11 protein-coding genes are annotated in these 13,919 nt (G+C 67.1%); 8 read left to right on the top strand and 3 right to left on the bottom strand.

Translation table 11 applies throughout. From position 1 onward, the window contains the following. Positions 1 to 18 precede the first annotated feature (18 nt). From H7A12_00120 to H7A12_00155, 8 genes are all read left to right on the top strand, one after another. Positions 19 to 804 (top strand): hypothetical protein, encoded by a 786-nt coding sequence (locus H7A12_00120; GenBank protein ID MCP5319234.1) that lies wholly within the window; start codon positions 19 to 21, stop codon positions 802 to 804. A gap of 98 nt (positions 805 to 902) precedes the next feature. Beyond that, positions 903 to 2,204, top strand: a complete 1,302-nt coding sequence (locus tag H7A12_00125) for a FliI/YscN family ATPase (GenBank protein MCP5319235.1) — start codon at positions 903 to 905, stop codon at positions 2,202 to 2,204. Further along, entirely contained in the window at positions 2,201 to 2,656 is a 456-nt protein-coding gene (gene fliJ, locus H7A12_00130) for a flagellar export protein FliJ (protein ID MCP5319236.1), read from the top strand. The genes H7A12_00125 and fliJ overlap by 4 nt, the downstream gene beginning before the upstream one ends. Before the next feature lie 149 nt (positions 2,657 to 2,805). After that, positions 2,806 to 4,668, top strand: a complete 1,863-nt coding sequence (locus H7A12_00135) for a flagellar hook-length control protein FliK (protein MCP5319237.1) — start codon at positions 2,806 to 2,808, stop codon at positions 4,666 to 4,668. Between the two features lie 138 nt (positions 4,669 to 4,806). Then, positions 4,807 to 5,313 (top strand): flagellar basal body-associated FliL family protein, encoded by a 507-nt coding sequence (locus H7A12_00140; protein MCP5319238.1) that lies wholly within the window; start codon positions 4,807 to 4,809, stop codon positions 5,311 to 5,313. Between the two features lie 38 nt (positions 5,314 to 5,351). After that, positions 5,352 to 6,320 carry a flagellar motor switch protein FliM gene (gene fliM, locus H7A12_00145; GenBank protein MCP5319239.1) on the top strand — a complete coding sequence of 323 codons (969 nt, stop codon included), beginning with the start codon at positions 5,352 to 5,354 and terminating at the stop codon, positions 6,318 to 6,320. A 25-nt stretch (positions 6,321 to 6,345) separates the two neighbouring features. Further along, on the top strand, positions 6,346 to 6,699 hold the full coding sequence (gene fliN / locus H7A12_00150; GenBank protein ID MCP5319240.1) for a flagellar motor switch protein FliN: 354 nt from the start codon (positions 6,346 to 6,348) through the stop codon (positions 6,697 to 6,699). Between the two features lie 8 nt (positions 6,700 to 6,707). Continuing rightward, positions 6,708 to 8,195, top strand: coding sequence for a glutamate--tRNA ligase (locus tag H7A12_00155; protein ID MCP5319241.1), 1,488 nt, complete (start codon positions 6,708 to 6,710; stop codon positions 8,193 to 8,195). Here H7A12_00155 and H7A12_00160 read toward each other — a convergent pair. Genes H7A12_00160 through H7A12_00170 form a run of 3 tightly spaced genes read right to left on the bottom strand, consistent with a single transcriptional unit; the run spans position 8,171 to position 13,871 of the window. Then, positions 8,171 to 11,314, bottom strand: coding sequence for an efflux RND transporter permease subunit (locus H7A12_00160; protein MCP5319242.1), 3,144 nt, complete (start codon positions 11,312 to 11,314; stop codon positions 8,171 to 8,173). The two genes, H7A12_00155 and H7A12_00160, sit on opposite strands and share 25 nt — an antisense overlap. Before the next feature lie 2 nt (positions 11,315 to 11,316). Further along, on the bottom strand, positions 11,317 to 12,642 hold the full coding sequence (locus H7A12_00165) for an efflux RND transporter periplasmic adaptor subunit (protein MCP5319243.1): 1,326 nt from the start codon (positions 12,640 to 12,642) through the stop codon (positions 11,317 to 11,319). Then, entirely contained in the window at positions 12,639 to 13,871 is a 1,233-nt protein-coding gene (locus H7A12_00170; protein MCP5319244.1) for a TolC family protein, read from the bottom strand. The genes H7A12_00165 and H7A12_00170 overlap by 4 nt, the downstream gene beginning before the upstream one ends. Between the last annotated feature and the right edge of the window lie 48 nt (positions 13,872 to 13,919).

Here is a 13,919-nt window from a genome sequence, read left to right on the forward strand (position 1 = left end):
GTCGTCGGTGCGTGTCGCATGAGCCGCCAGCGCCGCATTCCGGCCGGGCGTGCGACCCCCTACGCCAACTGGTCGTTGCCGCCGGTTCCCGCCGGGGCAGTGGTGCGGGCAGAGAGCGCGCGCATGCGCCAGCGCCGCGTCGCCGAGGTCGACACCGATGCGGTGCCGTTCGGCAGCGCGGGGCTGGAGCAGGAACTCGCGGCAAACGTGCGCTCGGGACGCTTCTCGCCCGGAGTCGGTGCGCGTGAGGTGGAGTCGATCGTCGCGGCAGCCGCAGAGGAGGGGCATCGCGACGGGTTTGCCGCCGGTCATGCCGAAGGCCTGGTACAGGGGGAACGCGCAGGGCGCGCGGAAGGCCTTGCCGCCGGACGCCGCTATCTGGAAGAGGCAGCGGGACGTTTCGCGGGATTGCTCGAAGCGCTGCAGGCGCCCCTGCACGGGCAGGAAGATGCGCTGCGTGATGCCTTGCTTGCAGCGGTGCTGCAGATAGCGCGGGTGGTGCTGCGCGTCGAGACGCAGTTGCAGCCCGGGCATATCGCCCAGGTGCTCGACGAGGCATTGGCCGCGTTGCCGATCGGTGCACGTGCGGTGCGGGTCTTCGTCAGCGCAGCCGACCGCGAGTTGCTGGAGGATTTCGGTGGCGGCGAGGCGGTGCCTTTGCTGCTGGTGGACCCCGCTCTGGCAGCGGGTGACTGCCGGGTCGAAGCCGAGGATTCCCTGGTCGACTTCACGCAATCGGCACGTTTTGCCGCGATTGCGGAACAGTTTCTGGGGCATGTGGGCGCTGGCCCGGAGAGCCGGTGAGCATATCTTCCTACGCTGATTGCGTGCGCGCAGCGGCGGCACGCATACGTCACGATTGCGCACCGGTCGCCGAGGGCCGTCTGACCCGCGTGATCGGCATGACGCTGGAAGCGACCGGCCTCGATTGCGCGTTGGGGCAACGCTGCCTGATCCGCCTGCACGATACGAGCGTGGCAGCAGCCGAGGTGGTTGGTTTCAGCGGCGAGCGGGTATTCCTGATGCCGGCGGCGCGTACCGGCGGCCTGCGCCCGGGTTTGCGGGTGCGGCCGCTGGCGTCGAACGTCGAGGTGCCGTGCGGGGAGGGTCTGTTCGGGCGCGTACTCGACGGTGCCGGACAGCCGATCGATGGCAAGGGACCGCTTGGCAGTGTTGATTTCGTGCCGCTGGACGGGCGCCCGATCAATCCGCTGCGACGTGCGCCGATCCGCACGCCGCTCGATGTCGGCGTGCGGTCGATCAACGCGCTGCTGACCGTGGGCCGCGGGCAGCGGCTGGGGATCTTCGCCGGCAGTGGTGTCGGCAAGAGCATGCTGCTCGGCATGATGACGCGCTTCACCGAGGCCGACGTCACGGTGGTGGGTCTCGTTGGCGAGCGGGGACGCGAAGCGCGCGAGTTCGTCGAGGATATCCTCGGCACCGAGGGCATGCGCCGTGCGGTGGTGGTGGTCTCGCCTGCCGACGATGTGCCGCTGATGCGCCTGCGCAGCGCGCGTCTGGCCACGCGCATCGCCGAGGATTTCCGTGACCGTGGTCGCCATGTGCTGTTGCTGATGGACTCGCTGACACGCTTCGCCCAGGCGCAACGCGAAATCGGACTTGCGGTCGGTGAGCCGCCGGCGACGCGTGGTTACCCGCCCTCGGTGTTTGCACGTATCCCCGATCTGGTCGAACGTGCGGGCAACAGCGAGATCGGGCAGGGATCCATCACCGCGTTCTACACCGTGCTCACCGAAGGCGACGATCTGCAGGATCCGGTTGCCGATGCCGCACGTGCGATCCTGGATGGCCACGTCGTGCTTTCACGCACGCTGGCCGAGGAAGGGCAGTATCCGGCTGTCGATGTGGAAGCGTCGATTTCGCGCGCGATGCCGTCGATTACGACGACGGTACATCGCGGTGCGGCGCTGGAGTTCAAGAAACTGTATGCGCGCTTCCAGCAGAACCGCGACCTGATCAGCGTGGGCGCGTATGCGCCGGGGAGCGACGCCGATACCGATCGGGCCGTGGCGCGCATGCCCGTGATGCGCCAGTTCCTGCAGCAGCAGATCGACGAACGCGTGCCGTTTGCCGACAGCGTTGCGCAACTCGACGGACTGTTCGGGGATGCGGCCGGCGAGCAGTCGCTCGTGCGTCGCAACGCGCGCATGCAGGACGCAGGCTCCGGCGGGATTGTTCCGTGAAACCCCGTTCTGCCCGCCTGCAGACGCTGGCGCAGCTCGCGGCGCTTGCCGAACGTGACGCCAGGTTGCGGCTGGGGCGGGCGAATGCCGAACTGCACCGGCGTGAGGCGCAGCAGTCGCAGCTCGAATCCTGGGCGCAGGAGTACGCAACGCAGTGGTTGCAGGCCGGGCAGAGCGGAATTCCGGGGCATGCGCTGACGCGGCTGGCGGCGTTTTGCGCCAGCCTGGACGGCACGCTGGAGACTCAGCGGCAAGCGGTGCTGCAGGCGCGCGACGCCAGTGCGCAGGCCGTGACTCGATGGCACGGTGTGCGCAATCGCCAGCGAGCCTTCGACGAGCTGGCGGCGCGCCTGCGTCGTGACGAACAACAGGCTGCCGCACGCCAGGAGCAACTCCGCCTCGACGAACTGGCGGGCATTGCAAGCCGGGCAGGACTTTCTGAGGGTGGTTGAAGAGACTGTCGCAAAAGGCTCTCGAGCGCTGGCATGGTCCGCGCGTGACAACGCCACCCGTTTCGCGGCGTTTTTGCGCCAGCCTTTGAAACCTGGCGCAGCGCTTGCATCGGGGTGCCTCGTCATGGCGATCATACGTGGAGATCCCGATGTCTTCCGTCACTCCGGCTGGTTCCGGTCCCGGTTCAGCCACTGATCTGCTGTTGCAGTTGGGCGTAACGATCGCGACGCCCGACACGCTGGCGGACGCCGCTGCCGGCTTGCTGCCGGAGTTCGCACAGGTGCTCACATCAGCTCTGCGTGGCCTTAACAAAGCATCGGAACCATCTGATTCAAAAGATTTTGATAAACAAAAAGCAACCACGCTCGAGATCCCGGCAACGGCATCGATCCCCGGTATGGTCGAGCCCGTGATTACGCCCGCCGTATTTCCGGTCCCCGGTCTGAGCGACGCCACCGCCACGCCTGCCAGCAGCGAAGCCGAGGCTGTGGTCACGCACCGGATCATGGCTGCTCCGCTGCAGCGTCGGGCGATGTTCGCAGCCGCACCGGAACCGGCGACAGGCAAGATGTTGCCGGTGCCAGGTGCCGCATTGCCGCCGATGCTGACACCGGATGCGAGACCTGGCAGCGCGGACGATGCGCCCGGTGGGTCCTTGCTCGCCGGCGTTGTGCGCCAACCGGAGCCGGTCGGGTTGCAGCGACGGTCGTGGTTCCCTGCTTCCGGTGGTGCCAATGAATCGATGCGTGGTCCGGATGCAACGCCAGGCAACGCAGTTGCAGCCGTGAGTGTCGATCCGTCGGGCGAAACCGGGGCGCCGGCAGCAGTACCGGCAGATACCGAAACGTCCGAGCTGTCGAATGCAGCCCAGTCCGGCGTGTCGATGGGCACGGCAGTTGTGGACAGCCACGGCGCTGTGGCTCGATCGGGTACCTCGCCGACGGCGGTGACTGCAGCCGTGGTGATACCAGCGGTCCGCGTCAGTAGCCACTACGACCCGGTCGCAACGATCGTTGTGCCCGGTCGGGGCGGGCTGGGCATTCCGGTGGCGGACGGGATTCGCGGGGAGCAGCCCGTCGTACCAGTGCCGGCAACCGGCACAGCAGCACAGGCCGCTGCTGCTGACCCAGCCTCCGGTTCCGTTGCCGCTCCCGCGCAGTCGGTCGTCGTTCCAGGTTCGACGGGCAATGCGCAGCAGGTGTCAGCCGATACGGTCGCCCGACTGCGGGACAGGGCGCTGGCTGACGGGTCCTGGTACGGGGCTGTGGATGCTGCCGGATCCGCTCGGGGGGCTGTGCCCCGAACGGATGGCTCGTCGACGGGCGTGACGGCGGACGCGCTGCCACTCCCGGCCGAGTCCGGTGATCGCGCGCCGGTCCCGGACGAGTCCATACGGGCGATCCAGCGCGAATCGCTGCCGCACGCCTCGCGTGCCACAACCCAAGCCTCGGCGCTGGCCACGTTGGCTGGCGACACTCCGGAAGCCGTGACGGTGCCAGCGGTGAGTACGCACGCGCCACAGCCGGTTGGCCAGGGCACAGCCATTACGGGTGCAGCGGCAGGTGTGCGTGAACCGGTGCTGCCGTTTGCTCCGCTTGCCCTCGGGCGCGACACGCAGTGGGCCGCCGAGCTCGATGCACGGGTGCGCTGGTTCGCCGGGCGCGGCATGGACGTGGCGCAGATCCGCCTCGATCCACCAGAGCTCGGACCGTTGCACGTGACCGTGCACAGCCAGCGAGAAGGTACCAGCGTGCATTTCGCGACGGCCAGCGTGCAGGTGCGCGAACTGCTCGAACAATCGCTGCCGCGGTTGCGTGAACTGCTCGAGGGCGGCGGCATGAACCTGATCGATGTGAACGTCGCTCAACAGCATCACGGCAGCGGCGGGCAGCCGCAGCAGTTTGCCGGCAGCAGGGCGGATGCGTCGGCCGTGGTCCGTTCAGACGCGATCGAATCACCTATCGATCGTCCCGGATCGGCGCACAGCGGGGTCATCGACGCCTACGTCTGAGACAGCCTCTTAAGCCGCCCGCGCCACGCAGGCGTCCGTTGTGCTAAGTTTCGCGCTCCGAAAATCTTGCGACTACGGATCGGCTGGCATGGCGATTGCTCCAGCCGCCTTGGCAGCACACGGTGACGAGATACTGGCATGGCCAAAGCGACAACGAAAAAGGCAAGCGCAGACGCGGGTGGCGGAGGCGGGAGCAAAAAAAAGCTGCTGATCATGGCTGCGGCGGCGATCGTGTTGCTGGTCGTCGGCGTGACTGCGGGTGTGCTGCTTGGCGGGAGAGCGGATGCGCAGAAGTCGGCGGACGAGCGGGCGGAAGCGGCCCCGACGCAGACGATCTACGTATCGCTCGGTGACAAGTTCGTCGTGATGCTGCAGTACGAGGGCCGTCGGCACTATCTGCAGACGATGCTGAGTGTGCTTACGCACGACGGTTCGGTCGCCAAGCAGCTCGAGGTGCATGCGCCGCTGATTCGCGGGCGTCTGGTGGCGTTGCTCGGCGAGCAGGATTTCGCGGCGCTGCGCACCGACGCGGGCCGGCTGCTGCTGCGCGAACGGATCCTGGCCACGATCCGGGAGATCCTGCAGAAGGAGACCGGCGAACCCGGGGTCGAACAGGTTTTCTTCACCGATCTGGTGCTGCAGTGATGCCGCGCCGTACACAACGCTAGCGGAGTTCGCGGGAAGTGCAGGATCTGTTGTCGCAGGACGAGATCGATGCGCTGCTGCACGGTGTGGGCGGTGGCGAGATCGAGCTGGGAGCCGAGCCCGCGCCAGCGTCGCGCGATTTCCAGCACTACGACCTCACCAGCCAGGACCGCATCGTGCGCGGGCGGATGCCGGCGCTGGAGCGCACCAACGAACGCTTCGCGCGTCACCTGCGCAGCGGCCTGCGTTCCCTGCTGCGTCGTGGGCTGGAAATTGGCCACGAGGGCATCCAGATCCAGAAATTCGGTGAGTACGCGGGCACGCTGCTTACCCCGACCAGCATCAACGTGATGAGGCTCGATCCGCTGCCGGGTCACGCGCTGGTCGTGATGGACGCACGGCTGGTGTTCCTGCTGGTCGACAACTTCTTCGGTGGCGGACGTTTCCACGCCAGGATCGAAGGCCGCGAGTTCACGCCCGCCGAGGCACTGGTCGTCGATCGTGTGCTGGAGACCGTGTCTGCCGAACTCCAGAAGGCATGGGGCGGCGAATCCGTGCTGCAAGTCCAGTTGCTGCAGAAGGAAGGCTCGCTGGAAGCAACGGGAATCTTCAACGCCAACGACATCGCCGTCGTCAGCTCGTTCAGCGTCGAGTTCGACGTCGGTGCTGGCAAGCTGCACCTGGTCGTGCCCTATGCCATGGTGGAGCCGATCAAGGCGCTGCTGGATCGTTCGGCGCTCGTCGACGCCGATTCGCGCGGCAATCGCTGGGAGGCAGCCCTGAAGGAGAATATCCAGGGCGCGCCGGTCGGCCTGAACTGCCGTGTTGCCGAGTCCACGATATCGCTGCGCGAGGTGATCGACCTCGAGGTCGGCGACGTGATCCCGATCGACGAGCCACAACCGGTGCTCGGAGTCGACGACATCGCGCTGTTCCGGGTGCGCCTCGGGACGTTGAAGGGAAACCTTGCCTTGCAGGTGCTGGGCAAGCTGGAGCGCAGCGATTGAACGTGCCGGATGGGGAGGCGACGCAATGATTGGTGACGACGAAGCGGTAAGTGGTCCCGGCGCGGCCCGGGGTGGTGGACTGCCGGAATTCGCATCGGGGCCGGCATCACGGCAGATGAATCCGGACCTCGAGATGATCCTCGACATCCCGGTCCGTCTGTCGATGGAAGTCGGCAATACACGGATCTCGATCCGCGACCTGCTGCAACTGGGGCAGGGTTCGGTGATCGAACTCGACCGCCTGGCGGGAGAGCCGCTCGACGTGCTGGTCAACGGCACGCTGATCGCTCACGGCGAGGTGGTTGTCGTCAACGACAAGTTCGGCATCCGCATGACCGATGTGATCAGCGCCTCCGAACGCATCCGCAAGCTGGGCTGAACAGGCAAATGAAGGTTCGTACCCGTATCGCTCCGTCGCCGACCGGTGATCCGCACGTCGGCACCGCCTACGTCGCGCTGTTCAACCTCTGTTTCGCGCGCCAGCACGGCGGCGAGTTCATCCTGCGCATCGAGGATACCGACCGCACGCGCAGCACGCCGGAGTCGGAGGCCGCGATCCTCGAGTCGCTGCGCTGGCTGGGACTCAGCTGGGACGAAGGGCCTGACGTGGGCGGGCCGCACGCGCCGTATCGCCAGAGCGAGCGTGGCGAGATCTACCGCGAGCACAGCGAGCGCCTGCTCGCGAGCGGACATGCGTTCCGCTGTTTCTGCACGCCGGAGCGCCTCGATACGCTGCGCCGCGAGCAGACGGCTGCCCAGCAGCAGCCGGGCTACGATGGCCACTGCCTGGGTCTGGACGCCGCCGAAGTGGCGCGACGCCTCGCTGCAGGCGAACCGTCGGTGGTGCGCATGAAGGTGCCGCGTGAGGGCGTCTGCCGCGTGCAGGACATGCTGCGTGGCGAGATCGAGGTCGAATGGACCCAGGTCGACATGCAGGTGCTGCTGAAGGCCGACGGCATGCCGACCTATCACCTGGCCAACGTGGTCGACGACCACCTGATGGGCATCACACACGTGCTGCGCGGCGAGGAGTGGATCAACTCGGCTCCGAAGCACCTGCTGCTGTACGAATACTTCGGTTGGCAGGCACCGGTGATCTGCCATCTGCCGCTGTTGCGCAACCCCGATCGCAGCAAGCTCAGCAAGCGCAGGAACCCGACCAGCATCCTGTACTACCGCCGCATGGGCTATCTGCCGGAAGCGTTGCTGAACTACCTCGGTCGCATGGGCTGGTCGATGCCTGACGAGCGCGAAAAGTTCAGTTTGCAGGAGATGCACGATGCCTTCGACATCCGGCGTGTCTCGCTCGGTGGGCCGGTGTTCGACCCCGACAAGCTGAACTGGCTGAACGCGCTGTGGCTGCGCGAGGATTTCACGCCGGAACGACTGGCCGATCGACTGGTCGAGTGGGCGTACAACCGCGACAACCTGCTGCGCATATTGCCGCACCTGCAGCCGCGCATCGAACGACTCAGCGACTTCGCACCGGCGGCCGCGTACCTGCTCTCGGGAATGCTGCCGATCGGTGAACACAGCTTCAATGAGGTAAAGCTCGAGCGCGAACGCCTGCTCGCGCTGCTGCAGTTCGCGCAGTGGCGGCTCGAGTCGATCACGCGCTGGGAGCGTGATCTCCTGTTTGCCGCCATGAAGGAACTGGCGGCGCAGATGGAGCTGAAGATCCGCGATTTCCTCGCACCACTGTTCGTCGCGATCGCCGGCACTTCGGCGTCGATCTCGGTGATCGATTCGATGCACATGCTCGGCTCCGACCTGTCGCGGGCGCGCATCCGGCATGCGATCGAGGTGCTTGGCGGCATCTCGAAGAAGCGCATGAAGGACGTCGAAAAGGCCTACGCCGCACTGGGGTCCGCCTGAGGCGCCGCCGGGCGCAGCGAGCGGCGGTGCACGATCGCGTACAGCGCCGGAATCACCGCCAGCGTCAGCAGCGTCGACGACAGCATCCCGCCGACCATCGGTGCAGCGATGCGGCGCATCACCTCCGAGCCGGTACCGCTGCTCCACATGATAGGCAGCAGACCGGCGGTGATCGCGGTGACGGTCATGATCTTGGGTCGTACGCGACCGACCGCGCCCTCGACGATCGCCGCGTGCAGCTCGCCGATCGTGGGACGACGCTGCTCGAGCGCGCAGCGCGCACGTGTGGCCTCCCACGCGTGGTCGAGGTAGAACAGCATCACCACGCCGGTTTCCGCCGCCACACCCGCGAGCGCAATGAAGCCGATCGCCACCGCCACGCTCATCTGGTATTCGAGAGCCCACACCAGCCATACCCCGCCTGCGAGCGCGAACGGTACCGAGAGCATCACGATCAGTGCTTCACCCGCCTGGCGGAAGTTCAGGTACAGCAGCAGGAAGATGATCGCGAGCGTCAGCGGAATCACGATGCGAAGCGTGGCGCTGGCACGCTGCATGTACTCGAACTGGCCGCTCCAGCTCGCGTAGTAGCCGGGCGGGAAGCTCACCTGTTCGGCCACGGCACGGCGCGCGCGCTCGACGTAGCCACCGAGGTCGTGGTCGCGCACGTCGACAAAGATATAAGCCGAAAGCAGCGCGTTCTCGGTCCGGATCGCGGGCGGCCCCGACTCGATGCGCAGCGTTGCAATCTGTCCGAGCGGGATCATCGCTCCGTTCGGTGCGCTCACCAGCACCTGGCGAGCGATCGTATCGGGATCGGAGCGCAGCTCGCGCGGGTAGCGCACGCTGACCGCGTAGCGCTCGCGGCCTTCGACCGTCGTGGTCACCGTTTCGCCGCCGAGCGCGCTGGCGACGGTTTCCTGCAGCGCGTCGATCGACAGCCCGTAGCGGGCCAGCTGCTCGCGTTCGGGTTCGATCGTGAGGTAGAGGCCGCCGCTGAGACGCTCGGCGTAGACGCTGGCGGTGCCGGGAATCGTGCGCACCACGCCTTCGATCTCGCGTGCGAGGTGCTCCAGCTCGGTCAGTTCACCGCCGAATACCTTGACTCCGACCGGCGTGCGTATCCCGGTGGACAGCATGTCGATGCGGCCCTTGATCGGCATCGTCCAGGAGTTGGCGAGCCCGGGATACTGCAGCGCCGCGTCGAGTTCGGCGATCAGGCCGTCCATCGTCAGCCCGGGGCGCCACTGTTTCGCGGGCTTCAGCGTGATGATCGTCTCGAACATCTCGAGTGGCGCCGGATCGGTCGCGCTGGCGGCGCGGCCGGCCTTGCCGAACACCGATTCGACCTCGGGGAAACTGCGGATGATGCGGTCCTGCTGCTGCAGCAGTTGGGCTGCCGCCGTGACGGTGAGACCCGGCGGCGTGGCCGGCATGTAGAGCAGCGTGCCTTCGTTCAGCGTCGGCATGAATTCACTGCCGATGCGCGTCATTGGCACCACGGTCACGCCGAGCATGCACAGTGCGCAGGCGAGTGTTGCCCAGCGGTGACGCAGCACGATCCCGATCAGCGGGCGGTACGCGGCGACGAGAACGCGGTTCACCGGGTTGTGCTGCTCGGGGCGAATGCGTCCGCGCACGAACACCAGCATCAGCACCGGTACCAGCGTCACCGACAGCAGCGCGGCGGCTGCCATGGCAAAGGTCTTCGTGAAAGCGAGCGGGTGGAACAGCCTTCCCTCCTGCGCCTCGAGGCTGAACACCGGCAGGAACGATACGGTGACGATCAGCAGGCTGAAGAACAGCGCGGGTCCGGTTTCGCGGCATGCGGCGAGGATGAGCTGTGGTCGCGGTGTGACACCCGCGTCGCGTTCGATATGGCGGTGCGCGTTCTCGATCATCACGATCGCGGCGTCGACCATCGCGCCGATCGCGATCGCGATGCCGCCGAGGCTCATGATGTTCGAGCCCACGCCCGCGAAGCGCATCGCGAGGAAGGCCATCAGCACCGCAACCGGCAGCATCAGGATCGCGACCAGCGCGCTGCGCAGGTGCAGCAGGAACAGCGCGCACACCAGCGCGACCACGATGCTCTCTTCGGTGAGCGCGGTGCGCAGCGTCGCGATCGCTTCGCGGATCAGTTGCGAACGGTCGTAGACGCTGCGCAGTTCCACGCCTTGCGGCAACCCCGGCGCGATCTCCGCAATGCGTGCCTTCAGCGCGTCGATCACCTCGAGCGCGTGGCTGCCGTGACGCGCGACCGCTATGCCGCCGACCACCTCGCCGTCGCCGTCGAGTTCGGCGATTCCGCGTCGCTCGTCGGGTCCGACCTCGACGCGGGCCACGTCACGCAGGCGCACCGGCACGCCGTCGACGCTGGTGAGCACCACGTTCTCCAGGTCCTCGCGTGTGCGCAGATAGCCCTTGCCGCGCACCATGTATTCGTGCTCGGCCATTTCGATCACGCGCGCACCGACGTCGCGGTTGGCGGCACGGATCGCCTGCTTCACGGCATCGAGACCGATATCGAAGGCCTGCAGCCGCTGTGGGTCGACGCTGACCTGGTACTGCTTCACGAAGCCGCCCACGCTCGCGATCTCGGCCACGTTCGGCGTCTGCGCAAGCTGGTAGCGCAGGTACCAGTCCTGCAGGGAACGCAGCTCGCCGAGGTCGTGCTGCTCGCCGCTCAGCGCGTACTGGTAGACCCAGCCCACACCGCTCGCATCGGGACCGAGCGTCGGCGCCACCCCGGGAGGAAGCTTTCCCTTCACGGTGTCGAGGTATTCGAGCACGCGCGAACGCGCCCAGTAGATGTCGGTACCGTCCTCGAAGATCACGTAGACGAACGAGGCGCCGAAGAAGGAGAGGCCGCGCACGACCCGGGCGCGCGGCACCGAGAGCAGCGCGCTCGACAGTGGATACGTGAGCTGGTCTTCCACCACCTGCGGTGCCTGCCCGGAATAGTCGGTGTAGACGATGACCTGCACGTCGGACAGATCCGGCAAGGCGTCCACCGGTGTGTGCAGCAGCGCGTAGACGCCGGCGATGGTGATGCCGGCGGTCGTGACCAGTACGATGAGCACATTGCGCAGTGACCAGGCGATCAGGGCTTGCAGCATCTTCAGTGCCCTCCGTGGTCGTGGTGCATCTGCGCCGGGGCAGCCGATGAGGACTCACCGGCCGATGCGAGTCCGTCGAGGGCTGCGCGCAGGTTGCTTTCGGAATCGATCAGGAAGTTCGCACGCACCACGACGCGCTCGCCGTCGTGCAGCCCGGAGAGGATTTCGACCAGACCACCGCCACGGCGGCCGGCAACCACAGGGCGCGGCTCGAATTCGCCTGTGGCGTGTTCCACCAGCACCAGTTGGCGCAGTCCGCTGTCGATCAGCGCCGAGTCGGGTACCGTCACTACCGCCTCGTGCTGCGTGGCCTGCAGCACGGCACGGCCATACATGCCCGGGCGAAGCCGCAGCGAGGCGTTCGGCAGTTCGATGCGCACGCGTGTGGTACGGGACACCTCGTCCAGCGTCGGGTAGATGAAACCGACGTGTCCGCTGAAGCTTTCTCCCGGGAAGCCGTCGATCGACAGTGTCGCGGGCTGGCCGAGTCGTACCTCGGCCATGTCCTGCGCCGAGACGTTCGCGACCAGCCATACCGAGTCCAGGTCCGCGATGCGCAACAGCGTGTCGCCAGCCGCAAAGCGCATGCCGGCGACAGCGTTGCGCTCGAGCACCACGCCATTGCGTGACGCACGCAGCGCCACCGTGCGCAGCGGCTCCCGGCGCGTTTCCAGCGCGCGGATCTGCGCGGTGTCCATCTCTGCATTCACCAGACGGGCGCGTGCGCTACGCATCAGCCCGGCAGCGAATTCGCGGTCGGCGCTGGAAGCGGCGTCGAGTGCGATCAGATAGTCCTGCTGGGCGGCGAGCAGTTCGGGGCTGTACGCCTCGAACAGCACGTCACCGCGGCGCACGTGCTGGCCGGTCGCGTTCACGTGCAGCGTGTCGATCCAGCCGGCGAAGCGCGGCGCGACCGTGCTCAGCGAGCGTTCGTCGGCTTCGATCACGCCGAGTGCCGTGACCGAGCGGTCGAGGGGGCGAAGGCTCGCCGCCTCGCTGCGTACGCCGATCTTCTGCACGCGCGCGAGCGGTATGCGCAAGGTGTTCGTGCCGGCACCGGCGTCGTCGGTGGGCTCGTCGGCGTAGACCGGGATGTAGTCCATCCCCATGTTGTCCTTCTTCGGCACCGGAGAGGTATCCGGCAGGCCCATCGGGTTGCGGTAATAGAGCGGTTTGCGGTCTGCGGGCAGCGCGACCGCTGTGGTTGATGCGTCCGTCTGCGGGTGCGCGGCGGAGCCGTGGTCCGTTGTGTTGCCGATCCACAGACCGGTGAGCGCACCGGTGCCGAACAGTGCCACTACGGTGAGGGCGCGAGCAAGGGTATTCATGGCTGTACTCCGGTACGGCGTTCGAATTCGGCGATGGCGAGTTGCTGCTCTACGGCGGCATCGATGCGCTGGCGTTCGGCGTTGCGGATCTGCAGCGCCGCGGTGACGACGGCGTCGAAGTCGAGCTGCGCATTGCCGTAGCCGGCCAGCGCCGAGCGGTAGCCGAGGCGCACTTCGGGCAGCAGTTGCGTGGTGATCAGGTGCTCGGTCTGGCGCGCTGCCCGGTAGTTTGCGCGTGCCGAGGCTGCTGCCGTGCGCACGGCGAGCACGGTGGCGCGCTGGCGCTCTTCGGCTGCGACGTACAGCGCCTGTTGCGTGCGCTCGCGTGCGCGTGCGCCGCCGTGCAGCGGCAGCGTGACGCCGAGCATCAGCTCCCAGGTCTCGAAGCGGCTGCCGGTCTGCACCGGCGAAATGCCGACCGTGAGATCGGGGTAGCGCTCGCGGTCGGCCAGGCGGTGCTCACCGCGGCGCTGTTGCAGTTCCTGGTCCACGATCTCGATTGCCGGCGCGTCGATGGCTTCGCTGTTCATGACACGCTCGCTGCTGCTGTCGAAGGCGGCGCTGGCAGGCAGCGTGGCCGGAGGCGCCAGCGGGGCATCGAGCGGCTGGCTGGTGAGCGCATTCAGTGCGATGCGTGCGCGGTCGATGCGCCCGTGCAGCGTTTGCGCTTCGATCAGCAGGGCGCTCTGTTCCGTCTGCGCGCGGATCAGGTCCTGTTGCGGTGCGAGGCCGTTTGCCTGGCGCTCGCTCGCGCTGCGCAGCGCCCGCACGAACAGCGTGCGCGTTGCCTCGTTGATTGCAAGCTCGGCGCTGGCAGCGTAGTACTCACTGAATGCGATACGCAGTTGTGCGCGCAACTCGGCCAGCGTTTGTGCCGCACGTGCAGTGGCGGCCGTGTGCGCCGACGTTGCCGCTTCGCGTCGCAGTCGACGCTTGCCCCACAGCGGCAGGCGTTGCTCGATGGTGTATTTGGTGGTGCCGACCTCGTCGGGGCGCAGATCGGCGTCGTGGATGTCCATCAGCTCGAGCCTCAGCTCCGGGTCCGGCAGTGCAGTGGCAGCGCCGACCGCCTCGCGGGCTGCGTCGGCTTCGGCCTGCATCGTGCGATATTCCGGATGGCTCGCGCCAAGGCGTGCGAGCAGTGCTTCGTAGCTGATCGATGACTCGGGCGCCGTGTCGGCGCCGGCGTGGCCTGCCACCAGCAGCAAGGCAAGCAGTAGGTTTCTCATGGTCTGGTTCATTGCCTGTGTTCTCGTCTCGCCCGTGAACCGGCGGCA

This window comes from Pseudomonadales bacterium (assembly GCA_024234165.1).
Lineage (GTDB): Bacteria > Pseudomonadota > Gammaproteobacteria > Pseudomonadales > UBA5518 > UBA5518.